The following is a 23,197-nucleotide window of genomic DNA, read 5'->3' on the forward strand; positions in this document are numbered from 1 at the left end:
CTCCTTCAAATTCTAGGATCGAGAGGCGCCCTTTAGGTGCACCTCATTACGAACACATCTTAAAATAAAATACAAAAAAGCCCGTCCCTGTATACACATACAGGGACGAGCTTTATATACATAGTAAGTATTAACCCGCGGTTCCACCCTAGTTCCATTCTGCTGCAATGAGCAAAATGACACTTGTGACCTTTTAACGGCGGTTCTTCCCGTCAGCTATTACTTGATTTCACAGCCGAAGTTCAAAGGCGGTAAGCACTCTATCCGTATTAGGAAGTTTTCAGCGCTAGCCTTCCCTCTCTGGAAACCGGTTTAGAATACCCATGTCCTTATCATTACTTTTAGATATACAGGTTATTATGTAGGATATTATAGAATGTTATGTAAAGAAATGCAAGGGCACATGGAAATTTTTTTCTAAAGAACTTGGTTTCTGTGGTTTTGCTGTTCAAAGTAGTCTTTCTTTTCTTTTGTAAAGCTTTCTTTGGATTTTAGGACTGATCTTTCTTCAAACACTCTAATGATTGTTTGAATAAGGCCATTCTCAATTTCATCTGTATAAACAAAAAGCTTTTGCGGTGCGATGGAAATAAGAGGAGCAATCGTATTCGAATCAATATATAAGGGGTTTTCCGCTAATAATTTTCTATCGATCAGCCTAAAGAGTTCTCCACTATCCATTTTCTTAAAGGAATCATTATAAAAATAAAGAACTTCGTCATGAATAAGATGCAAAGCTTTTAACTTGCTGGGCTGCGAGACCATAAAATCTCTAAGCGACTGGATAAAATTTTGGTAGTCCTGTTCCATTTTATACTCGTCGATTGCCTGCTCAACATAGGGCATTAGGGAATCTCCAATCCCTTTCAGTCTGAACTTGGCAAAAGAATCAAATGAGAAAGAGACATTACTGAGCAGCATGGTCAGCAGGCTTTCAGCAATTGTTTTCTGATCCATATCCAAAATATGAGACTGCCCTGCTTTGCTGCCTGATTCAATAATAGCTCTTGTTATTTCTACAATTTGATCAATTTCCTCCTGTTCTTCATATAAGAACTTAGATTTAATAATGGTCTCCATCCAGCTATAAATTTTAGAGGTGATAATAAAGGTGTGAAGAGCATTGCTAAGCACCTCTAATAAATCTCCCAATTTTTCATCAGTTACGTTTATCACTAATCCTGTGGCAGGTATATATTGAATAAGTTCATTTACTGTTGTGCCTTGCCGGCCTTTTGAAATGAATCCATAGATTTTCAGCGCATCCGCATCATCTTCAAAATAAATCGAAACCAAAGATACCCCCCCCTAATACAACTTTCCTGTATATGTATATGGGATAAGCCTTTGGTTTAGAAGCCTTATAACGCTATAGAAAAAAGAAAAAGCCATCCCATATGCATGGGGTGGCTTGCTTGATTTCATCGTCTTCTATTAGATCCATCCAGCAGGACCGGCTCAGCTAGATATCTTATACGCTCCATAATTCTGGCTGCTTTCACCTCTTCAATTTCTCCCCGCTGCGAGACAGTCAGGTGATTTTTCATCTGGCTGAAGTCAAAGTTTGAAGTGAAAAAAGTCGGCAGATCTTCGAGCATCCTAAATTGAAGAATCGGACCAAATACTTCATCCCTGCCCCAGCTGCTCATTGTTTCTGCCCCTAGATCATCCAGCATAAGAACGGGTGCTTTCTTAACCATTTCTAATTTTTCACCAAGTGTATGGTCAGAAATGGAGTTTTTAATTTCTCTTAGAAAATCTGGTACATATACGAGTAAGGAGGAGATTCTTTTTCTTGCTAATTCATTGGCGATTGCTCCGAGCAAATAGGTTTTTCCAACTCCAAATTTCCCGTATAAGTAGAGCCCCTTCATTTTGCTGCCGGGTGTATATTTTTCCACAAATTCCGTTGCTTTTTCAAGGGCTGCCAGTCTGTCTCCAGAGCTGAAGTCAAAATCTGCAATCGAAGCTGATAAAATTTCCTTAGGAACATAAAGACTTTGAATTAATTTTTCATGTTTCTTTTTTTCGTCAGCATGCTCTTTGCGCGGGCAGCGGTCATAATTGATATCGATATAACTGCCTCTAAGAACGAGATGGGGGTGATAGCCCTGCATCATATTTATACAGCCTTCAAGAGAAGGGCACTTTCCGCATTCTTTGCTTTGTGTGCTATATTCATACAGCTTCCCCATGCTTTTATCAATCATCTCTTTCGTGATTGTAGAACTGTTTTCATTAAGAAAATGAACAATGTTTGGATCACTGAGAATTTCTTCCGAAAGCTCATTGTATCTTTCCCGGAATTGTCCTCTATTGGCCAATTTATTCAGCGTGTCATTTATACGCTCCATTTATCTTCTCACCCCCGGTCCTGATATTTCTTAAGCTTTTCTTCCAGCTTCCGTTTTCGTTCCTCTATGTCTTTGCCTGTTATTTCAGTGTTTGCCGGCGCAGGCTCTTCATCCTTCAGCCAATCAGGAACAATTTCTGTCCTAATGGGTTTTTTCGCACCAGTTTTCTTCGTTTTTTTATCAGCAGCCCACGATTGATATTGCCTATGCTCACTTTTCGCAAGGTCCATTGCCTCTTTCACTGTTTTAATGCCCTTTCGCGCCCAATGGCCGGCAATCTTTTCTACATATGCTTTTGATAATCTCATATCAGACTTCATCATTACATACTCAATTAGAACATTCGTTACTCCTGGAGTAAGCTGCTGGTTCAGTAAAATATCTTCAATAATCTGCAGATCTGACCTGGATGGTTCGGCACCTCCCGATAAATCGATGAGGCGCTGCCTTGGTGAAACATTTTCTAAATATCGGATATGTTTTTCTTCAGGTGTTTTCGGCTCGGCCGACTGCGTATGCAATTGCGGCGGCTGAACATGGCTTGAGAGCGACGGCAGCTGTGCATTATACTCAATCTGATACCAGTCCCTTGCTCTTTTTCTTAATTCTTCAACATCAATTTCATCGCTGCTGTCAATAACATCGAGCAGAAGATTTTTCATATTTAAAGAATCAATTCCATACAAAAAAGAAAGCTTAGCAATCGTTTCGCGGACTTTGGGAGTGAAGGCTTTTATAGAAATGAACGAATCCTTTAATCCTGAAAACAATAATTCAAAATCAAAGTACCCCTCAAATCCGCTGATCTGTTCTGCAGAACTGCGGGTAATAAATTGCTTTTCTTCTTCAAGTGACATGTCCTCCACAGCATCTTCAGGGAGATAGAGAGATTCCGAATGGTCTGAAATGAAAACCTCATGAAAGGATTTAGTTACATCCTGAAAATGCTCATGAGATATGCATTGGTCACTGAATGTTTTTTTCAGTTTAGCATATTGAATTTTACCTACTTTTTTATAAAGATAGATATTAAGCATGCCATCAGTAAAAAATGCTTTCGGAGAGAGAGGCGGCATTAATTCATAAATAAATGAACTTTCTTCTCCTTCTTTTCTTTTCCACGCCTTTAGTAATCCTATACCCTCTAATTTAGTTCTCGCTTCAAATATTTCTCGTAAGTTTACTGCCATAGTAGACATTAATGCATGATGAGAGGAGGAAGCCGACCATAACCTATTGTCTTCAAGCTCACTCAACAGCGTTAAATAAAGACTGAAGCAAACCGGGCCTATTAAAGGCTGATAGAGTAAAGCCAGCACTTTTCTATCATAAGCATGAATAAGTCCGCTTGCACATACCTCATATCGATCTATAGGCAAAATTTGCTGCCAGTGCTTTTGCATACCACTCAAACCTTTACTGTGTATTGATGAATCACAGGGACTGTGTTTACCGTATTCACAGAAAAAGAGCTAAACAGGTTAGCTCCTGGAATGCGATATAGAGATCCTGACGACTAAAAATCATTTTGGAGGAGAAGCTTACTTTTCTTTATTAATAAGCTCCCTAAGTTCTTCGATAAATACATTAATATCTTTAAACTGACGGTAAACAGAGGCAAATCGAACATAAGCCACCTCGTCTACTTCAGCGAGCCTGTCCATAACCATCTCGCCGACATCTTCACTCTGTATCTCAGAAACCCCCTGATTGCGAAGCTCCTTTTCAACATAGTGAGTAATATCTTCAAGCTGTTTTAATGAAACCGGGCGCTTCTCACATGCTTTAATCAGCCCGCGAAGAATTTTGTCCGTGCTGAATTCTTCTCTTGTACCATCTTTCTTTACAACGATCAAAGGGATCTCTTCCACTTTTTCAAAAGTTGTAAAGCGGAAGCTGCATTGTTCGCATTCTCTTCTTCTCCTGATTGAGCGGCTTTCATCAACAGGGCGTGAATCCAGGACACGCGTTCCATTATATTGGCAATTCGGGCATTTCATACTATCAGCTCCGTATCATCTTATCTACTATTAACCTGAATTTACCCCATCAGCCCGTTCGGTCCCTTAACGGGTTTTTATGTGAGGAGGCAGCTGCGTCAGCCAATAAGATTTTCAATCTAATACCTTTATCTTATAAAAAAGCCCTTTTTTGTACAAGAAAAAGAGAATGGAAAAGACACCAGGAATTTTCTCGGATGGCCAAGGGCTTTTAAGTGTATGAATTCAAATAAACATTTGTGGAAATTAATAAGCTTTTCCTGCGGAAAGGTAAGGAAGCTTCTTATCTAAATTATGATAAAGTAAGACAGCCTGTTTTTTTAAGGACGGAAACATTCCTGTAAGAGATGTTTTATCAGAGGAAATGATGAAATCCACGGCTGTTTCATTAGGCTGCACAGCCACTATTGTAACAACTAAAAAAGAATGTGGAGAAGGCAGCTCTGCAGATATTTCGCCATGGTCCTTTGATATGTTCACAATGCGGCAATTATCGATAGATCGCAGGACTTCTTCTACAGCCGCAAAAGCTTTTGCTGAAGACGCTTTGTAATAGTGAGTACGAAGTTCAGGCAGCCTGTTCTTATCACTTGTTTCACAAACTCTACTGTATCTGGTTAGTAATCCCATTGGTAACCCCCGTGCAAGTTTTCTTTTAGTTTACCTAATTTCAATAAAGTGTTCAAATCACAAGAACTAAGCTGATCAGGGGAATACCTAGATATAAATGGCATCCTTCTTGAGCCAGATGCCTGGCTTAAAAATTTCGATGCAATTAAAAAAGAGATGCAGCATGTACATCTCTTGTCTGTTTATGAGTTATTAAGTATTAAAGTGCTTTTACTTTTGATTGCTTTACCTGTACTGGACCCATGCCCCGAGGCAGTTCAATATTCTCGCGAGTTTGAGCGCCTAAAGCCTCTGCAATGTAATCTGCAGCAATATTAGGATCTAATTCGCCGCAAGTGTAAACATCTATGCTGGCATATCCGTGCTCAGGAAAGCTATGAATAGTCAAATGTGATTCAGATATGATAACCACACCGCTTACTCCTTGTGGAGCAAATTTGTGGAATGCAACCTCACGTACTTCAGCACCTGATTTAAGTGCTGCATCAACGAAGATTTGTTCAATCTGTTCCATATTGTTTAATTTTCCAAAGTCACAACCCCAAAGTTCAGAAATGACATGACGACCCATTGTTTCCATGTTCAAGTTTCCCCCTTTAACATGATTAAGTTTTCCAAAATTCTGCAACATAAAAGAATAACCACCACGGGGGAAAGTTAGTCCGAAGAGGTCCTAACCCTTTAAGTAGCTATCCGCTCACTTCATAAGAAGTTCACGAAAGTTAGTATACTAATTTTATATTTGTTTTGCAATATATCTTTTTAAAAAAAATATATATTTAGGATCTTATAGTCAAAACCTCCCATGCTTCTGTTAATCTATTCCCTCTAAAAATTCAAGGCTATCGTGAAAAGCTCCGCTCTTCCCGATAGCTGGCCGGCTTAAAAATTACTTGGGCCAGCAAGGGGACCAGAAAAAAAAGATTCCTGCCATTGAAGGACAGAAATCTTTTCTGACTGTTAATCTTGCCGCGGGCGGTCCGGGAGCGTCCTCACGTTAACGCATGCGGGTTCTACCCTGACCCCTCGCGCAGGACATTGAATCACCATCCTCGAATTCTCACCGCACGAAGGAAATGCTAATGCATTTTCGAGGATCTCCGCCTGCAGCGAAGATCAGCATAGTGCCAAAACAACAATGAACGTTAACATAAGATTAATGATCAGCCTGCTTTTACTTTAAGCTTAGATCTCAATTGTTCCGCAACATGCATAGCTAAATCCACCACTCTGCAGGAGTAGCCCCATTCATTATCATACCAGGCTAATACTTTGACTTTGTTTTCTCCAATAACCATCGTAGATAGTCCATCAACAATGGCAGAATGAGGATCGGTATTAAAATCTACTGATACTAAAGGTTCTAAGGTAAATCCTAAAATTCCTTTTAAGGAGCCTTGTGAGGCCGTATACAAGGCATCGTTTACCTCACTTACAGTAACATCCCTCTTCAGATCCACTACAAGGTCTACAAGTGAGACATTCGGGGTAGGGACTCTTAATGCCATACCATGCAGTTTTCCTTTTAAATGCGGAAGCACAAGAGAAAGGGCCTTGGCTGCACCCGTTGTTGTCGGGATAATGCTTTGGGCGCATGCTCTGGCTCTCCGCAGGTCTTTATGAGGATTATCTATATTTTTTTGGTCATTTGTATAGGCATGGACGCTGGTCATTAAACCGTTTACAATTCCAAACTGCTCATCTAATACTTTTACAAGCGGAGCCAGGCAGTTGGTGGTACAGGAGGCATTAGATATAATCTGATGCATATCAATATCAAGCTTCTCTTCATTTACACCCATTACAATTGTAATGTCTTCATTTTTGCCCGGAGCCGTTAATATGACCTTAGCTGCACCAGCATCCAGGTGGGCTGCTGCCTGCTCTTTTGAATTAAATTTACCTGTTGCTTCAATAACTATATCAATTTGCATTTCTTTCCAGGGAAGCAATTTAGGGTCACGATTATTTAACAGGAGAACTTTCTTTCCATTTACAAGAATGCTGTCCTCTTGGGAAATTACTTCTCCTTCGAATTTTCCATGAGTAGTGTCATACTTTATTAAATGAGCTAATGTTTCAGCAGGATAGCTGGCATTAATCGCGATAATTTCAAGTTCATTCTCTAAAATAGCCTTTCTAAAGACCATTCTTCCAATTCGCCCAAATCCATTGATTGCTACTCTAGCCTTCATATATTCCGGCTCCTCCCGAATTAAGTTATACTTATTAAGTATCTAGTCATGATTAGTATAACATAAATGACTTTAAGTGTGATAATGAAATAGTTGATATTCCATGAGTTTTTTTGGTAATGAAAAGAACTCCAAGAATTAGTCTTGGAGTTTTTCTTCACCTATTATTCCCCACTTCTTCAACAGTTCTCTTACTTGTTTTTTTGATTGTTCTCTAGTTCCTTCATTATGAATAACAGCATCGGAAAGTGCCAATTTTTCCTCAATAGGCAGCTGGGCGTTTATTCTCGACAAGGCTTCCTCTTTTGTGAAATTGTTTCTTTTTATAAGGCGTTCGAGCTGTATATCGTATGGCACATACACCAGTACAGCGGCATCTACCATATGTGTAAGATTGCTTTCATATAATAATGGTATATCCATAAATACGGTTTGCTCGCCTGCTGCAAAGGCTTCCTCTTTTCTTTCAATCATCCAGGCCCTAACTGCAGGATGGACAATACTGTTCAGCGTTTTCCTCTTCTCCTGGTCATTAAAGATAATGGATCCCATTAGCGGTCTATCTATGGTTCCATCAGACAGTAAAATGCTGCTGCCAAAAGCAGATATGATCTGCTTATACGCATTTTGTCCTGGTTCTACCACTTTTCTAGCCGCAGCATCGGCGTCAATGACCGTAAAGCCCAGCTCTTTTAAATAACTGCTGACCATGCTTTTTCCGCTTGCAATGCCGCCTGTTATCCCAATCACTCTATTCATAATCATCCATCCTATTTTTTCTAGTGGCACCAAGCAGGGATGCAGCCCGCCAGGCGCTTATGCTGTTTACTCTAATGTCTGGCATGCCGGACAGATATGAGTGCCTCTGCCGCCCACTGTCAGCTTCATCAAAGGAGTGCTGCATATATTGCAATTTTCCCCTTTTCGGCCATAAACATTTAACTCCAGCTGGAAGCTGCCTGTTTTACCCTGTGAATTTACATAAGAACGAATGGTGCTGCCGCCTTTTTCAATTGCTTCGGTAAGAGTGAGAACAATTTCTTTATGAAGTCTCTTAATTTCATCATCATTTAAATGAGAAGCAATCCTTTCAGGATGAATACCTGCTCTGAAAAGAGCTTCATCTACATATATATTACCTATGCCGACAACAACATTTTGGTCGAGCAGGACAGGTTTGATCTTTCTGCTTGTTTTTGCCAGGCGGCCGCTTAAATATTCTACCGTGAATTCGTTTGATATCGGCTCAGGACCTAAATGGAGAAGCGGAGGATGCAGAAGCTCTTCTCCCCGCTTAAAGAGGTGCATCGTTCCAAATTTACGTACATCTCTATATCTCAGCTCCGAGCCATCTGAAAACATGAAAATCACATGTGTATGTTTATCATAAGGTTCTTCACCCGGAAACAGGCCGTATTTGCCCTCCATGCGAAGATGAGAAACAAGGGCATAATCATCCAGGCCGAAGATTAAAAACTTGCCCCGCCTTCCCACATCACGAATCGTCTGCCCCCGAAGAGCATCAATAAACTGCTGCTGTTCTTCAGGTGCTTTAATGATCTTTGGCCAATGTATTTGGATATTTTCAATTGTTTTTCCTGTTACTAATTCGATCAGTGTTCTTCTAACTGTCTCGACCTCTGGGAGCTCGGGCATGTTGATCCCCCTTTTGTTTTATTTTGCGTCAAACCAGGTTGGGCCATATGCATAATCTACTTTTAAAGGCACGTGCAATTCAACCGCATTTTCCATTTCCTCAGGTACAATCCTCATTAAAATTTCTAATTCTTCTTTAGGTGCTTCAAAAATCAATTCATCGTGAACCTGCAGAAGGAGCTTGGTTTGCAGCTTCTCTTCCTTCAATCTTTCACTCATATTAATCATAGCCTTCTTAATGATGTCAGCTGCACTTCCTTGAATGGGTGTATTCATTGCTGTTCTCTCTGCAAAACTTCTTATATTAAAGTTCCTGCTTGTGATTTCTGGAATATATCTTCTCCTCTGCAGCAGGGTTGTTACAAATCCTTTTTGTTTAGCTTCTTGGATACTCTCGCTCATATATTCTTTCACTTTAGGATAGCTTTCCAGGTAGCGGTCAATAAACAGGCCGGCTTCTTTCCTTGTAATGCCTAGGCTCTGGGAAAGCCCATAATCACTAATGCCATACACAATTCCAAAGTTTACAGCCTTTGCATGACGGCGCATATTTGAGGTGACTTCCTCTTCAGACACATGGAAAACATCCATGGCCGTTTTAGTATGAATATCCATTCCTTTATGGAATGCGTCACTCAAACGCTCATCGTCAGCAATATGGGCAAGGACTCTCAATTCAATTTGCGAATAATCGGCGGCAAAGATAATCCAATCCTTTTCAGAAGGCACAAAAGCCTGCCTTAGCTTTCTTCCTTCTTCGAGGCGGATCGGAATATTCTGCAGATTGGGATCCGTCGAGCTTAACCGGCCTGTCTGGGTGAGGGCTTGGTTAAAGCGTGTGTGAACCTTATGTGTTTCGGGATCTACCACTTTCAGTAATCCTTCTATATAAGTGGATTGGATTTTGCCGAGCTGTCTGTAATGAAGAATTTCTCTTACAATTTCGTGTTCATTCTCTAACTTTTCCAATACATCTGCAGATGTGCTATATCCGGTCTTCGTTTTCTTTGCTGACGGAAGCTGCAGCTTTTCAAAGAGAATCACTCCGAGTTGTTTAGGTGAATTAATATTAAACGCTTCGCCAGCTAATTCGAAGATTTTCCCTTCTATAGCCTTAAGTCTTTCTGAAACTTCGATACCCATTTCATTTAAGCGCTGCAAATCTATTTTCACACCCTGCAGCTCCATGTCTGCAAGTATTAAAGACAGAGGCAGTTCAAGGTCCTTGAAAAGCTCGTACTGACTGTTTTCTTTTAAGGCATCTAAAATTGGTTCAGCAAGTGCTTCAATGGCTTTAGCCTTTCGTCCTAAATGGCCAGCCAGCAAGGCGGTCTCAGGCACCTTTCGCTTGGCACCTTTTCCATAAAAGGCGTCATCAGACTGAATTTGCGAGTAATTATGCCGCATGGCGATTTCCGCAATATCTAAAGAGCTTTCAGCAGGATTTAAAATATACGATGCAATCAATAAATCAAAAGAGATGCCATTTAAATCGATCCCTTTTCTGCCAAGACTTACAATGGAACGTTTGGCGTCGTACACAGCTTTCTTCTTCGTCTCATCAGCTGCCCAATTTTTAAACAGTTCAGAAGCGAACGCTGCTTCCAATGGAATAAAATAGTTTCCTTTTTCATTGACTATCGAGAGGCCTAACGGATCTGTGCGGCTGTAATTTTCTCCTAAAATCTCAACATATAGTATATTCTCATCAGCAAAAATGTCTGATGTAATTTCACTTAGTACGGTTACTTCAATATCCTGCAGCACCTCTGCCTGTCCGGTATCAGGAAGATCCATTTTTTCAAGGAGGGAGTTGAAGCCAAGTTCTTTATAGATGTCAGCAACCTTTCCATGATTAGGTCCAGAATACTCTATATCTTCAACGCTTACCTCAATAGGTGCTTCCCTTGTAATGGTAGCAAGCCGCTTGGATAATACTGCCATATCCTTATTTGCTTCAACTTTTTCCTGCAGTTTCTTTCCACTGATTTCAGGTATAGAATCAATCACATTTTCTACTGTCCCAAACTGCTGCAAGAGCTTAAGTGCAGTCTTTTCGCCTACACCAGGTATACCAGGAATATTATCGGAAGCATCTCCCATTAACCCCTTAAGGTCTATAATCTGAGCCGCAGTAATGCCATATTTCTCCTGGATATGCTCTGGAGTGTATTCTTCTATTTCGGAGATTCCTTTTCTGGTAATTGCAACCGTTGTTTTATCAGACGACAGCTGGGTAAGATCTTTATCACCCGAAATAACCTTTACCTTAAACCCTTCTTTTTCAGCCTGGACAGCAAGAGTACCGATAATATCATCCGCTTCAAAATTCTCCAGTTCATATTGTGAAATTTGAAAGGCATTAAGCAATTCCCTAATGAAAGGAAATTGTTCAGACAGCTCAGGCGGGGTCTTTTGCCGGCCTCCTTTATATTCTGTAAAGTCCGCATGCCTGAATGTGGTCTTTCCCGCGTCGAAAGCCACAAGCATATGAGTTGGCTGCTCTTCCTCCAAAATCCTCGATAGCATCATCGTAAAACCATAAACTGCGTTAGTGTGGACACCTTTATTATTATTTAACAGCGGCAATGCAAAAAAAGCACGATATGCAATACTATTGCCGTCTATTAATACTAATTTTTTCTCCAAAGAATGCTCCTCCTTTTTATCAAAGCGGACATAATACTTCAAACTACGCTTAAAACCTATTAACCATATGTATCAAAAGCATAAAAAAAGCCGTTATTTTTCCCTCTCTATTCTAACATGAGAATATTACGAAAGAAAAATAACGGCAGCTTATATGAATGCAAGAAAGGCGAAAAGACGGAAACGGGGTAGTTTCCGCCTTTTCTAATGGCTCCTTGGATGAAGGGGTCTTTCACAAATGATTCTACCTTTTCTATGTAAAGAAATGATGGGATAAATGTAAAAGGATTGTAAAAACCTTAAAAACCCCTTCAATCAAGGCTGTGCTTATACTTGAATTTTTGATTAAATAACACGGTAAACTCGGTGCCATCACCAGGCTCGCTTTTCACCTGGATATTGCCTTGATGAGCCTCGACCAAATGTTTCACGATAGCCAGTCCAAGGCCCGTTCCGCCAAAATTTCTGCTTCTGGCTTTATCAATACGATAAAACCTTTCAAAAATTCGCGGGAGCTCTTCCTGCGCCATTCCTATTCCTGTATCTTTTACGCTCACTTTTGCATATTTTTTATCTTCCTCCAGGCTGACTTCAACGGATCCGCCGGGAGGAGTGTAAGAGATGGCATTGCTGATAAGATTGATTAGTATTTGTTTTATTCGATCATAATCTCCTTCTATTTCAATCGCGTCTCCAGAGCTGTTATTTGAGAGTTTAATTTGTTTCAAAGCGGCACGCTGTTCAAAAATTGGGAGTGTCTCTTGTAATAATTTAGTTAAGTTCAGGTTTTGAATGGATAGAGAGAAGCCCTGCTGCTCAATTTTAGATAAATCCAGGAGTTCCTGGATAAGCGTCTGCATACGGTCACTTTCTTTTAATACAATGGAAAGGAAATGCTTTAAAGATTTTTCATCATGAAGGGCTCCATCCAGCAATGTTTCTGTAAATCCCTTTATAGAAGTTATTGGTGTTTTTAATTCATGAGAAACATTTGCCACGAAGTCCTTCCTTACCTGTTCAAGCTTTTTAAGCTCCGTGATATCATGAAAAACGAGCAAGATTCCTTTCCATTCATCCTGGCTGCCAATAATGGGTGCTCCGTATACCTCAAAATACTTTCTTTCAAGATGAACCGGCAAAACCAGATGTTTTTTTAGACTTTGTTCAGTCATAAAAATCTGCTCAATCATTAATATGACTTCTTTATGCTGAACGACCTCGTAATAAAGACGATATAAGAAGTAGAGGGGGTCAACACCAAAAAAATTCCGATATGTTTTATTGATCAGCGTGATATAACCTCTGCTGTCAATTAGGAGCACACCGCTCCCCATATTCTCGACGAGAGTTCCCAAGCGGTCCTGCTGCATCTCCCTGAGATTTTCCATCTCCTGCAGGTTCCTGGCTAATATGTTAATGGAATTGCTCAGCATACCGGTTTCCGATGAATGTTCCTCGTACGTTCTAACCCTGTAATTGCCCTTCGCAAGCTCAATAGCTGCACTAGTCGCAGCTTCAATCGGCTTCGTATACCTGGAAGTTATACTGGCAGCAAGAACCAGGAGCACAACTAAAGCCGTACCCAGGCTAAATGCAAGAATGAGCCACATTTTCTGGTTTGCTTTCTTTAATGTATCGATTTGATTGCTGAGAATCACAAACCCTGCAGCTTCGCCGTCTGATTTCAGCTTCTTCCAATAGTAATGCTGATCATACCTTCCTTCATATACGGAGTAGCCTTCATTCGGAGCATGCACGCCCGAATTTTCTTTAACAATGCGGTCAATGGTTTGGGAATGTGCAGCCTTATTATTTTCCTGTGTTACGTCGGTACTATATTGCACGCTTCCATCTTGGTTGACTACAGTAATATTTGAATCAAGCATTTCTTTTAAGCTGTTAATTTTTCCGCTCTTTACCGCAGAGGAGACTCCATCGTTTTCCTGAATATAGCTTGAGACAAACTTTGTCTCCTTTTGAAGACGATCATTGTAAGTATCTATGTAATAATTTTTAAATAGCTGCCCAAGGACTATTCCAAGTCCAAGAAACACGGCCAATAATAACATAACTAAGGCCAAAAAGAGCCCTGAGCGGTATTTGCTCATTCTCCTTTTGGCTCCTCTAGCTTATATCCAAGGCCTCTGATTGTTTTAATATAGACAGGCTTTTTTGTATTCACTTCGATCTTATCTCTAAGATGGCTTATATGAACATCTACAATTCTAGTATCGCCTGCAAAATCATAGTTCCACACAGCACTTAACAGCTGGTCACGGGTTAGTACTCTTCCTTTATGTTTAGCTAAGTATAATAACAATTCAAATTCCTTCGGAGTCAATTCCAGCTGGTTTTCTTCAAAATAAGCTTCATAACGGTCAGGATATATTTGTAATCCGCCCAGCTTTAAAAGTTCCCCATCGTCATTGTCAATCTGTTCAGCTTTTTCTGCCTGAATTTGAGATCTCCGCAGGATCGCTTTAATTCTCGCAATCACTTCTCTTGGACTAAAAGGTTTAGTCATATAATCATCTGCGCCTAACTCAAGGCCCAGTACTTTATCAAATTCATCATCTTTAGCGGTCAGCATCAGAATGGGAACATTGACCTTTCTCTGCCTTAGCTGCTTGCATACTTCTATTCCATCAAGTTCAGGCAGCATCAGATCCAGAATAACAAAATCCGGTGCTTCTGATAAGGCTTTGTTGATTCCTTCCTGCCCATCCATAGCAGTTAAAACCTCAAACCCCGATTGTTCAAGGTTATACTGAAGGAGAGTTACGATTGATTCCTCATCATCCACTACAAGTACTTTTTTGCTCATAAATTCCTCCCAAAGAAAATAAATTCCCCTTGTACCAATTAGTGTGAGCCATTTGTACATTCCTATTATAAACAATTAACTTCAAACTACAAAGGACAATTCCCTGGGTCCCGTTTATTTATGAAAAAATAAAAAAAGCTTGGAGAAATGAAGCATTCTGCAAGCTTTTTTACGAAGTGTCAGGACTCTTAAAAGTTTTCTAAAGCATTTCCATCTGTTCCATCTATAAAAGCTGGGGGACAGACAACAAAATGGCCATCGATTACAGTTTCGTCCTCCTCGTTCTCCCCTCGAACAGATATAGTAACTGTCTTATTTGTATAATCAATATAGGCAACCTCGAGAAGAAACTTAACTGTTCCATAATGATAAATAGGTTTTTGAAAGTTCAACTCCTGCTTAAGGATATGACTTCCAGGCCCGGGTAAATATTTTGAGACTGCAGAAGTTAAAATTCCAGTCAGCATAATAGAAGGAACTATAGGCTTTTGATATTTCGTTTGGGAAGCATAATCATGCTGTATGTATAGTGGATTCGCATCGTTTGTAAGTCCCAAATATAATAATAAATCTTTGTCTTCCATTTTTTCGGTAAGCGTAAGTTTCTCTCCGACTTTGATTTCATCAATGACTCTACCAAGTTTTCTTTTCTTACCTAGCAGCATGTAAACACACGACCTCCAAAAATTAATTAAAATAGCCAGCCTAACGTCATCTTCATAACTTATTTCACCTGAATATACCCGGCACTCGAACTGTTTTAAATCAGGATAGAAGTTAAAAAAAGAGACCGGCTTTATTTTTTGTAACAGCCGGTCCCCCTTAAGGAAACTTACAATCAGATATTATACCAAAACATTCATTACATTACGTACGGAATCAACGGATTTTTGAAGTGCAGCTTTTTCGTCTTCTGTAAGCTCCAGCTCAAAAATCTGTTCAATTCCATTAGCCCCAAGGACTGTAGGTACTCCAAGGTAAATACCTTCGAAGCCATACTCCCCCTCAAGGTATGCAATGCTTGGCAGTACTCTGCGCTGGTCTTTAAGGATTGCTTCAGTCATTTCAACCAGCGATGCTGCTGGTGCATAGTAAGCACTTCCGTTGCCTAAAAGGTTTACAATTTCAGCGCCGCCTTTGCGTGTGCGGTCCACGATCGCATCCAGACGATCCTTAGGAATTAACGTTTCTAATGGAATTCCACCAGCATAGGAATAGCGCACTAGCGGAACCATATCATCACCGTGGCCGCCTAGTACGAATCCAGTGATATCTTTTACAGAAAGATTAAGCTCCTGGGCGATAAAAGTACGGAAGCGTGCAGTATCCAGAACACCAGATTGGCCGATCACACGGTTTTTAGGGAATCCGGATTCTTTGAATACCGTATAAGTCATAGCGTCTACAGGATTTGTAAGCACAATAATCGTGCTCTCAGGAGAATATTTAACAATTTCATGTGTGACAGATTTCATAACCTTTTGGTTAGTCTGAACTAAATCATCACGGCTCATGCCTGGTTTGCGTGCAATACCAGCAGTAATGATTACGATTTCTGAATCCTTTGTATCCTCATAGCTGGAGGTTCCAGTTACGTTGGCATCAAATCCTTGTACAGGGCTCGCTTCAAGCATATCAAGAGCTTTACCCTTAGTAGGATTTTCAGCCTGTGGAATATCAACTAAAACCACATCTCCTAATTCTTTTTGTGCAAGCAAAAATGCAGTCGTTGCACCAGTAAAGCCTCCGCCAATTACAGAGATCTTTTTGCGTCTTAAAGTCATGTGGTTTCCTCCTCAAATTCATAGGTATACAGGATTGGCAGGCAGAATTCCTGCCTGCCTCCTGACCGTTTGATTATCCCAGGTTTTTGATTAGTTCGTCAGCGAATTCAGAGCATTTTACTTCTGTTGCCCCATCCATTAAACGTGCAAAATCATACGTAACAACCTTAGAAGAAATGGTTTTTTCTACTGAGCTGATAATCATTTTAGCCGCTTCAGTCCATCCAAGGTGTTCAAGCATTAATACACCAGATAAAAGAACGGAAGAGGGATTTACCTTATCCTGGCCAGCATATTTTGGTGCCGTACCATGAGTTGCTTCAAAAATAGCATGTCCTGATTCGTAGTTGATGTTTGCTCCTGGAGCAATACCAATGCCGCCAACCTGCGCTGCAAGTGCATCGGAAATATAGTCTCCATTTAAGTTCATAGTAGCTACTACATCAAACTCTTTTGGACGTGTAAGAATCTGCTGTAAGAAGATGTCTGCAATGGAGTCTTTTACAATAATTTTGCCTTCAGCTTCAGCATCAGCCTGTGCTTTGTTTGCAGCATCTGTTCCTTCAGCATCCTTAATGCGGTCATACTGAGCCCATGTGAAAACTTGATCGCCGAATTCTTTTTCAGCTAAATCATAGCCCCAGCTTTTGAAAGCACCTTCAGTAAACTTCATGATATTACCTTTGTGTACAAGAGTCAGAGATTTACGGCCTTCTTTAATTGCATAATTGATCGCAGCGCGGACTAATCGCTCAGTTCCTTCTTTGGAAACTGGCTTAATGCCAATTCCTGAAGTTTCCGGGAAGCGGATTTTGTTCACGCCCATTTGTTCTTTTAAGAATTGGATTACCTTTTTAACTTCTTCAGAACCTTCTTGGTATTCGATACCAGCATAGATATCTTCAGTATTTTCACGGAAAATAACCATATCAGTATCTTCTGGACGCTTAATTGGTGAAGGAACACCATCGAAATAGCGTACAGGACGAAGGCATGTAAATAGATCCAGTTCCTGGCGAAGCGCAACGTTTAGTGAACGGATTCCTCCGCCTACTGGTGTAGTTAGTGGCCCTTTAATTGCGATTATGTATTCGCGGATTACATCAAGAGTTTCAGACGGAAGCCATTCTCCTGTTTGGTTAAATGCTTTTTCGCCTGCAAGAACTTCTTTCCAAACGATTTGTTTTTCACCATTGTATGCTTTTTCAACAGCAGCTTCTAATACACGGGAAGCAGCCGCCCAGATATCTGGCCCGATTCCATCACCCTCGATAAAAGGAATGACTGGATTGTTAGGCACATTTAAAGTACCGTTCTCTACAGTGATTTTTTGCCCTTGAGTCATTATAAATTCCTCCATTTTCAAAGTCGAAGGTTAGATGACTACTAGTCATCTAACCTTTCATATTCTCTTTCTATTTTTAATTTACTATATATTTAAATATATAGAAAACTTTTCGCACTTTACCAGCCTATCTTAATTCAATTGGAACATATTTCTGCATATCCGGTCCAGTATATTCAGCACGAGGACGGATGAGGCGGTTATTATCATACTGCTCCAGGATATGTGCAAGCCAGCCAGAAGTTCTGCTCACAGCAAAGATTGGCGTAAATAAATCATGGTCAATTCCAAGGCTGTGGTAAACAGATGCAGAATAGAAATCTACGTTTGGCGGAAGAGGCTTTGAAGTAGTAACCAACTCCTCAATCCTGACAGACATGTCATAGTATTTAGACTGGCCAGTTAATTTCGTTAATTTTTCTGACATTTCTCTTAAGTGCTTCGCACGCGGATCCCCTTTTCGGTAGACCCTGTGGCCGAAGCCCATAATTTTTTCCTTATTTTGAAGCTTTTCACTAATATAAGATGTAACATTTTCAACAGAATCAATTTCTGTAAGCATTTTCATAACAGCTTCGTTTGCCCCGCCATGAAGAGGTCCTTTTAGAGCACCGATAGCAGCAGTAATACCGGAATAGATGTCTGATAGAGTAGCTACACATACACGTGCAGTAAAGGTAGAAGCATTTAATTCATGGTCAGCATGCAGGACAAGCGCTTTGTTAAAGGCTTCAACTTCAATAGAAGATGGTTCCTTCCCGCTGAGCATATATAAGAAATTGGCTGCGAAGCTTAAATCTGTACGCGGCGCTACAGGTTCAAGACCTTTTCTTACGCGGGAAAACGCTGTCACGATTGAAGGAATTTGAGCCTGGATTCGGATGGCTTTACGGTAATTCGCTTCAGGATCCATTACGTCAGCTTCTTCATCATATAGAGCTAGCAATGAAATTGCAGAACGAAGAGCGGCCATCGGGTGGACGTCTTTTATAGGATACATTTTGAAATGGTCGAGCACTTCTTTAGGAAGCTCAGCATTTAAAGCCAGCTGCTGAGTTAATTCCTCTAACTCGCTTTGATTTGGAAGGCGGCGGTGCAAGAGTAAGTATAAAACTTCTTCAAAACTAGCATTTTCCGCTAAATCATCAATATCATACCCAACATATGTCAAAGTATCATCAATGATGGAACTAATAGAGGAAGTTGTTGCTACTATTCCTTCAAGACCTTTAGTTGCTGTCATAAAAACCTCTCCTTTTTAGAAAAATTTCCCCAATATATAAAAATATATAAAGACTATTTTCGGCAAAATATCTCTCCTATGTACTTTTATGCAATAAGGCTGCAGGCCTGGCACTAAAATTCTCATGACCTAAGGACATAGTAAATATTTAATATTTTACCCCTTCAGCATCCTCCCGAAACTCCTGGCTGAGCGCTTGCTCATTTCTCTGCCGAAAGTTCCTATTATATAAAACTATTAAGTAGGCGCTTACATATTTTATTATAAACAATTATCAGATATTTGTGAACGAAAACGCCTTAAATAAATAATTAATTATTTTATTAGAATAAAGAAGCAGCTTTAAAATTCGCTTTTCCCTTGATTCTTTTCAGAAGGGTGAGCTGCCCTATTTGAACAGCTCTATAAACCTCATACATATATAAGCAATCCCTGCACCAATCAATGGTCCTACTGCCACCCCTTTAAAAAGTGATACTGCTATAATTGTTCCGAATACCAGGGCTGCTGTAAGGTGAGGATCCTCGGCGAGAAGGACCAGCCCGTTTTTTGCAATGAGTGCTACCGCAATGCCTGATCCTAATGCAATCCAGGCATAAGGGGACTTTAAAGCTTCCCCTAATTCTTTAAATCCAATGGATCCAGTGGCTACAGGCACCAATACCGCAATGGTTATTACGGTAACTCCCCAATTTATTCCCTTTGCCTGAAGATGCGGGAATATTTTAGCATCTAATCCGGCTGCTTTTACAAGCAATAAGAAGCCTGCTGAAAATACCAATGAGTAGTTCCTGGCTATTAACCCAATACTCAGAAGCAGAATTAAAAATAAAACCGGACTCCAAAACATCATACTCCTCCTTTCATAAACATTTTCATAATATAATTTTTACCGGTAGAGTCTGCAACTCATCCTATATTTATACATTTTAGCTATTAATGGAAAACTATTAGCTTTGAACCCTTTCTTTTTTAAACATCCGCAGATAAAATAAAATTAACAGAAACACAATATGATTAAATAGAACAACCCGCTCGCCTGCGGAAGGAGGAATGTCTTTGAACCCTGCATATATCTATAGATTTGTTCGTTTTTGCATCACAGCAGCAGCTGTTATAGCTGTAATTATGGCAATGCTTTATCTGTGGAAATATACATATCCTTTCATCATCGCTTTTTTCGTTGCCTTTTTAATCAATCCGCTTGTTAACATTTTTCAGCAAAAAGGTAAGATGCCCAGAGGGTTATCCGTCCTGCTCGCCTTGCTGGCCATTATCAGCTTGCTTGCTGGGATGATTACTTTATTAATTACCGAAATAGTTTCAGGAGCCAATTATCTGGCAGAAGTTGTACCTCAGCACATAGAAACTCTTATCGACTACATAGAATCGCTTATTGCTACAGTAATACTGCCTCAATACAATAAATTCACTGCTTACTTTAACAGCCTTGATTCAGGGCAGCAGGACACCGTAATGAATAATATCCAAATTGCAGGCAAAAAGATAGCTACCTCTGCCGGAGATTTTATTCAGGGGTTTTTCCAAAACATCCCAGCTATCTTAGGCTGGTTTCCAAATGCAGCGACAGTTCTTGTCTTTTCCCTTCTGGCTACCTTTTTTATCAGTAAAGACTGGTACAAATTATCTCAGTTAGGAAACAGGGTTTTGCCTGCAAAAGTGAGAATCAGCAGCAGAAGAGTATTTCTCGATTTGAAAAAAGCCTTATTTGGTTTTATCAAAGCGCAGTTCACCCTGATTTCCATTACTACTGTTATTGTATTAATCGGGCTGCTTGTTTTACGCGTTGATTACGCCATCACAATTGCTCTGGTCTGCGGAATTGTTGATATACTCCCATACCTTGGAACGGGAGCCGTGTTTGTTCCCTGGATTCTTTTTGAAGCTATTTCAGGCGATGCGGGCCAGGCCCTTGGACTCGGGATTCTTTATCTGGTGGTTCTCGTCCAGCGGCAAGTTATGGAGCCTAAAGTACTTTCTTCAAGTATCGGACTTGATCCGCTCGCAACACTTATTGCCCTATTTATTGGATTTAAAACAATTGGCTTCCTTGGTTTAATTGTCGGACCGGTTATTTTAGTCGTTCTTTCTACACTCCACAGGGCAAACGTATTTCAAGACCTATGGGCATTTATAAAAGGCGACGAGCCATCTGTTTAAGGACCATAAAAAAAGAACCTTGGCTGTAAAAGCCAAGGTTCTGTCAGCGTATAATATTAATTCTTCCTTTATTTATAGAATTGCGCAGATATTTTTTGATCAAAGGCTTAATTAAGGATCTTAGCGGCGGCAGAAGCAGAAATAATCCTAAAAAATCGGTAATAAAACCAGGTGACACAAGCAGACAGCCGCCAATCAGGATGCATGCTCCGTCAATGATTGATTCACCCGGAATTTTTCCATAGCTCAAATCCTGCTGTACTTTTCTAATCGTTTCCAGCCCCTGTTTTTTAGCAAGATATGATCCGGCAATCCCAGTCAATATGATAAACAGAATAGTCGGGAACACCCCAGCTGTTTTACTAGCCAGCAAAAAAGCGCCTATTTCCAATGCGGGTACAACAATAAAAATAGCCAAAAGAATTTTCATCTAAAATCCCCCTGTTAAAAAAGGCTTCATTTATACAATTGTAACATGTACAGCTTATATACATAATTAAATATAGAAATATAAGAATAGGGTGACAGGCAAAGCTTTAAGTTTCTTTGCCTGTCACCCTTTTTAAACGAGAAGATTAAAGTACTTTTGTATGTCCTTCGTAGATCGTTCCGCGGCGGGCATCTACAGTTACACTCTGGCCATCTTTTAAGATAGATGTAGCCTGTTCAGCTCCAACGATAACTGGAATGCCCAGGTTTACTCCTACAACCGCTGCGTGGCTTGTTAAGCCTCCCTCTTCAGTAATTAGGGCAGCACATCTTTCAATTGCAGGCATCATATCCCGATCAGATCCATAGGTCACTAGTATACAGCCATCAGTCACTTTGCTGTTCGCTTCTTCAGCGTTTCTTGCTATTACTACCTTACCCTTAGCAGATTTTCTTCCAATCCCTTGAGCTTTAATCGTTGCATCGCCCAATACATGAATTTTCATTAAGTTAGTGGTTCCTGTTTCCCCAACCGGTACACCAGCTGTGATGACTACAAGATCTCCATGGCTTACAATTCCAGATTCAATGCTTTTTTCGATAGAGATATCAAGCATTTCATCAGTAGAAGCAGCTGCCTGCCCAATTTGAGGATAGACGCCCCATACAAGAGCCAGCCTTCTGGATACTTTATCGCTGGAAGTCACTGCAATGATTGGTGCCTTAGGACGGTACTTAGAGATCATTCGCGCTGTATGACCGCTTTCAGTTGGAGTGATAATGGCTCCAGCTTCTAAGTTTAATGCAGTATATGCTGTCGACTGACCAATCGCATCCGTTACATTATTCTCATTGTCTTTGCTTCGTGCAGCAACAATTTCTTTATAGTTTAAAGCCGTTTCTGTATGGGAAGCAATATTATGCATCGTTTCTACAGCTTCAACAGGATAAGAACCGGCAGCAGTTTCGCCTGAAAGCATGATCGCATCGGTGCCGTCAAAGATGGCATTTGCAACATCGCTCGCTTCAGCACGAGTCGGGCGCGGGTTTCTTTGCATAGAATCCAGCATTTGTGTTGCAGTGATAACTGGTTTGCCTGATATATTACATTTTCGGATTAATTCTTTTTGAACAAGAGGAACCTCTTCTGCCGGAATTTCAACCCCTAAGTCTCCACGGGCAACCATCAGACCATCTGAAACTTCTAAGATCTCATCGATATTTTCCACGCCTTCATGGTTTTCAATCTTTGGTATGATCTGAATGTGTGAAGCATTATGCTGTTCTAATAGTTCACGAATTTCAAGTACATCTGAAGCACGTCTTACAAAAGAAGCGGCAATGAAGTCGACACCCTGCTCTATTCCAAAGATAATATCCTGTTTATCCTTTTCAGTGATTCCTGGCAGTTTAACAGAAACTCCTGGGACGTTTACACCTTTTTTATTTTTCAGAACACCGCTGTTTAAGACTTTTGTCTGGATTATTCCTTCTTGCTTTCTAACATCTATGACTTCTAAACCGATAAGACCATCATCTAGAAGGATTTTAGAGCCTGCACGAACATCATCCATTAATCCTTCATATGTTATAGAGAATCTCTCAGCTGTGCCCGTCACTTCTGTCATAGAAATTTCAGCAGTTTCACCTGATTTGAGCTCAATAGCGCCATTCTCCATATTATGAGTTCTGATCTCAGGCCCCTTCGTATCTAATAAGATAGCCAGCTGCTTCCCAGTAGTCTCAGACACCTGACGGATTGTTTTAATTCTTCCGCCATGTTCTTCGAAGTCTCCATGAGAAAAATTCAGTCTGCAAACATTCATGCCGGCTTCTGCCAGAGCAGTTAACTTTTCTACACTTTCACTAGCCGGTCCTATCGTACATACGATTTTAGTTTTACGCAT

20 protein-coding genes and 1 other annotated feature are annotated in these 23,197 nt (G+C 40.3%); of the genes, 1 reads left to right on the forward strand and 19 read right to left on the reverse strand.

The features are described 5' to 3' along the window. Positions 1-98 precede the first annotated feature (98 nt). Positions 99-345 (reverse strand) — a binding site (T-box leader). 72 nt (positions 346-417) lie between these two features. The 17 genes from ytxC to JOC77_RS11010 all read right to left on the reverse strand — a co-directional run bounded on the left by ytxC (position 418) and on the right by JOC77_RS11010 (position 19,530). Continuing rightward, on the reverse strand, positions 418-1,296 hold the full coding sequence (gene ytxC / locus JOC77_RS10930) for a sporulation protein YtxC (protein ID WP_204543070.1): 879 nt from the start codon (positions 1,294-1,296) through the stop codon (positions 418-420). A gap of 125 nt (positions 1,297-1,421) precedes the next feature. Continuing rightward, positions 1,422-2,354, reverse strand: coding sequence for a primosomal protein DnaI (dnaI, locus tag JOC77_RS10935; protein ID WP_204543078.1), 933 nt, complete (start codon positions 2,352-2,354; stop codon positions 1,422-1,424). Positions 2,355-2,362: 8 nt separating this feature from the next. Further along, positions 2,363-3,757, reverse strand: coding sequence for a replication initiation and membrane attachment family protein (locus tag JOC77_RS10940; protein WP_204543088.1), 1,395 nt, complete (start codon positions 3,755-3,757; stop codon positions 2,363-2,365). 138 nt (positions 3,758-3,895) lie between these two features. After that, positions 3,896-4,354, reverse strand: coding sequence for a transcriptional regulator NrdR (gene nrdR / locus JOC77_RS10945; RefSeq protein ID WP_204543096.1), 459 nt, complete (start codon positions 4,352-4,354; stop codon positions 3,896-3,898). A gap of 246 nt (positions 4,355-4,600) precedes the next feature. After that, entirely contained in the window at positions 4,601-4,984 is a 384-nt protein-coding gene (locus JOC77_RS10950) for a hypothetical protein (protein WP_204543098.1), read from the reverse strand. A 199-nt stretch (positions 4,985-5,183) separates the two neighbouring features. Continuing rightward, positions 5,184-5,564 carry an adenosylmethionine decarboxylase gene (gene speD, locus JOC77_RS10955; protein WP_204543100.1) on the reverse strand — a complete coding sequence of 127 codons (381 nt, stop codon included), beginning with the start codon at positions 5,562-5,564 and terminating at the stop codon, positions 5,184-5,186. A 583-nt stretch (positions 5,565-6,147) separates the two neighbouring features. After that, complete coding sequence (locus JOC77_RS10960) at positions 6,148-7,179, reverse strand: glyceraldehyde-3-phosphate dehydrogenase (RefSeq protein WP_204543102.1); 1,032 nt, start codon at positions 7,177-7,179, stop codon at positions 6,148-6,150. 138 nt (positions 7,180-7,317) lie between these two features. Then, positions 7,318-7,938, reverse strand: a complete 621-nt coding sequence (coaE, locus tag JOC77_RS10965; RefSeq protein WP_204543104.1) for a dephospho-CoA kinase — start codon at positions 7,936-7,938, stop codon at positions 7,318-7,320. A 66-nt stretch (positions 7,939-8,004) separates the two neighbouring features. After that, on the reverse strand, positions 8,005-8,835 hold the full coding sequence (gene mutM / locus JOC77_RS10970; protein WP_204543106.1) for a DNA-formamidopyrimidine glycosylase: 831 nt from the start codon (positions 8,833-8,835) through the stop codon (positions 8,005-8,007). 18 nt (positions 8,836-8,853) lie between these two features. Next, positions 8,854-11,484, reverse strand: a complete 2,631-nt coding sequence (gene polA, locus JOC77_RS10975) for a DNA polymerase I (RefSeq protein WP_204543108.1) — start codon at positions 11,482-11,484, stop codon at positions 8,854-8,856. Between the two features lie 311 nt (positions 11,485-11,795). Beyond that, complete coding sequence (gene pnpS / locus JOC77_RS10980) at positions 11,796-13,592, reverse strand: two-component system histidine kinase PnpS (RefSeq protein WP_204543117.1); 1,797 nt, start codon at positions 13,590-13,592, stop codon at positions 11,796-11,798. After that, positions 13,589-14,308: a response regulator transcription factor gene (locus JOC77_RS10985; protein ID WP_204543119.1), complete on the reverse strand. Its 720-nt coding sequence runs from the start codon at positions 14,306-14,308 to the stop codon at positions 13,589-13,591. Before JOC77_RS10985 ends, pnpS begins: the two co-directional genes overlap by 4 nt. A gap of 188 nt (positions 14,309-14,496) precedes the next feature. Continuing rightward, positions 14,497-14,973 (reverse strand): MaoC/PaaZ C-terminal domain-containing protein, encoded by a 477-nt coding sequence (locus JOC77_RS10990; protein WP_204543121.1) that lies wholly within the window; start codon positions 14,971-14,973, stop codon positions 14,497-14,499. Between the two features lie 180 nt (positions 14,974-15,153). Next, the gene (gene mdh / locus JOC77_RS10995; RefSeq protein ID WP_204543123.1) at positions 15,154-16,092 is read right to left on the reverse strand and encodes a malate dehydrogenase; all 939 of its coding nucleotides are present in this window, start codon (positions 16,090-16,092) and stop codon (positions 15,154-15,156) included. A 73-nt stretch (positions 16,093-16,165) separates the two neighbouring features. Then, positions 16,166-17,437, reverse strand: a complete 1,272-nt coding sequence (icd, locus tag JOC77_RS11000; RefSeq protein WP_204543125.1) for an NADP-dependent isocitrate dehydrogenase — start codon at positions 17,435-17,437, stop codon at positions 16,166-16,168. 127 nt (positions 17,438-17,564) lie between these two features. Beyond that, a complete protein-coding gene (gene citZ, locus JOC77_RS11005) occupies positions 17,565-18,680 on the reverse strand; it encodes a citrate synthase (RefSeq protein ID WP_204543147.1) in 1,116 nt (371 codons plus the stop codon). Between the two features lie 388 nt (positions 18,681-19,068). Continuing rightward, positions 19,069-19,530, reverse strand: a complete 462-nt coding sequence (locus JOC77_RS11010; RefSeq protein WP_204543149.1) for a DUF441 domain-containing protein — start codon at positions 19,528-19,530, stop codon at positions 19,069-19,071. A gap of 209 nt (positions 19,531-19,739) precedes the next feature. Here JOC77_RS11010 and ytvI point away from each other — a divergent pair, with 209 nt between their 5' ends. After that, complete coding sequence (ytvI, locus tag JOC77_RS11015; protein ID WP_204543151.1) at positions 19,740-20,861, forward strand: sporulation integral membrane protein YtvI; 1,122 nt, start codon at positions 19,740-19,742, stop codon at positions 20,859-20,861. A 43-nt stretch (positions 20,862-20,904) separates the two neighbouring features. Here the strand turns inward: ytvI and JOC77_RS11020 are convergent, their stop codons facing one another. Together JOC77_RS11020 and pyk are read right to left on the reverse strand one after the other, a co-directional pair. Next, positions 20,905-21,291 (reverse strand): FxsA family protein, encoded by a 387-nt coding sequence (locus JOC77_RS11020; RefSeq protein WP_204543153.1) that lies wholly within the window; start codon positions 21,289-21,291, stop codon positions 20,905-20,907. A 145-nt stretch (positions 21,292-21,436) separates the two neighbouring features. Beyond that, the gene (gene pyk, locus JOC77_RS11025; RefSeq protein ID WP_204543155.1) at positions 21,437-23,197 is read right to left on the reverse strand and encodes a pyruvate kinase; all 1,761 of its coding nucleotides are present in this window, start codon (positions 23,195-23,197) and stop codon (positions 21,437-21,439) included.

This window comes from Peribacillus deserti, assembly GCF_016909175.1.
GTDB lineage: Bacteria > Bacillota > Bacilli > Bacillales > DSM-1321 > Paraperibacillus > Paraperibacillus deserti.

Excerpts from the sequence above, each read along its gene's own strand:
- dnaI (WP_204543078.1), bottom strand. The coding sequence starts at position 2,354 with ATGGAGCGTATAAATGACACGCTGAATAAATTGGCCAATAGAGGACAA.
- JOC77_RS10940 (WP_204543088.1), bottom strand. The coding sequence starts at position 3,757 with ATGCAAAAGCACTGGCAGCAAATTTTGCCTATAGATCGATATGAGGTA.
- nrdR (WP_204543096.1), bottom strand. The coding sequence starts at position 4,354 with ATGAAATGCCCGAATTGCCAATATAATGGAACGCGTGTCCTGGATTCA.
- JOC77_RS10950 (WP_204543098.1), bottom strand. The coding sequence starts at position 4,984 with ATGGGATTACTAACCAGATACAGTAGAGTTTGTGAAACAAGTGATAAG.
- speD (WP_204543100.1), bottom strand. The coding sequence starts at position 5,564 with ATGGAAACAATGGGTCGTCATGTCATTTCTGAACTTTGGGGTTGTGAC.
- JOC77_RS10960 (WP_204543102.1), bottom strand. The coding sequence starts at position 7,179 with ATGAAGGCTAGAGTAGCAATCAATGGATTTGGGCGAATTGGAAGAATG.
- coaE (WP_204543104.1), bottom strand. The coding sequence starts at position 7,938 with ATGAATAGAGTGATTGGGATAACAGGCGGCATTGCAAGCGGAAAAAGC.
- mutM (WP_204543106.1), bottom strand. The coding sequence starts at position 8,835 with ATGCCCGAGCTCCCAGAGGTCGAGACAGTTAGAAGAACACTGATCGAA.
- pnpS (WP_204543117.1), bottom strand. The coding sequence starts at position 13,592 with ATGAGCAAATACCGCTCAGGGCTCTTTTTGGCCTTAGTTATGTTATTA.
- JOC77_RS10985 (WP_204543119.1), bottom strand. The coding sequence starts at position 14,308 with ATGAGCAAAAAAGTACTTGTAGTGGATGATGAGGAATCAATCGTAACT.
- JOC77_RS10990 (WP_204543121.1), bottom strand. The coding sequence starts at position 14,973 with ATGCTGCTAGGTAAGAAAAGAAAACTTGGTAGAGTCATTGATGAAATC.
- mdh (WP_204543123.1), bottom strand. The coding sequence starts at position 16,092 with ATGACTTTAAGACGCAAAAAGATCTCTGTAATTGGCGGAGGCTTTACT.
- icd (WP_204543125.1), bottom strand. The coding sequence starts at position 17,437 with ATGACTCAAGGGCAAAAAATCACTGTAGAGAACGGTACTTTAAATGTG.
- citZ (WP_204543147.1), bottom strand. The coding sequence starts at position 18,680 with ATGACAGCAACTAAAGGTCTTGAAGGAATAGTAGCAACAACTTCCTCT.
- JOC77_RS11010 (WP_204543149.1), bottom strand. The coding sequence starts at position 19,530 with ATGTTTTGGAGTCCGGTTTTATTTTTAATTCTGCTTCTGAGTATTGGG.
- JOC77_RS11020 (WP_204543153.1), bottom strand. The coding sequence starts at position 21,291 with ATGAAAATTCTTTTGGCTATTTTTATTGTTGTACCCGCATTGGAAATA.
- pyk (WP_204543155.1), bottom strand. The coding sequence starts at position 23,197 with ATGCGTAAAACTAAAATCGTATGTACGATAGGACCGGCTAGTGAAAGT.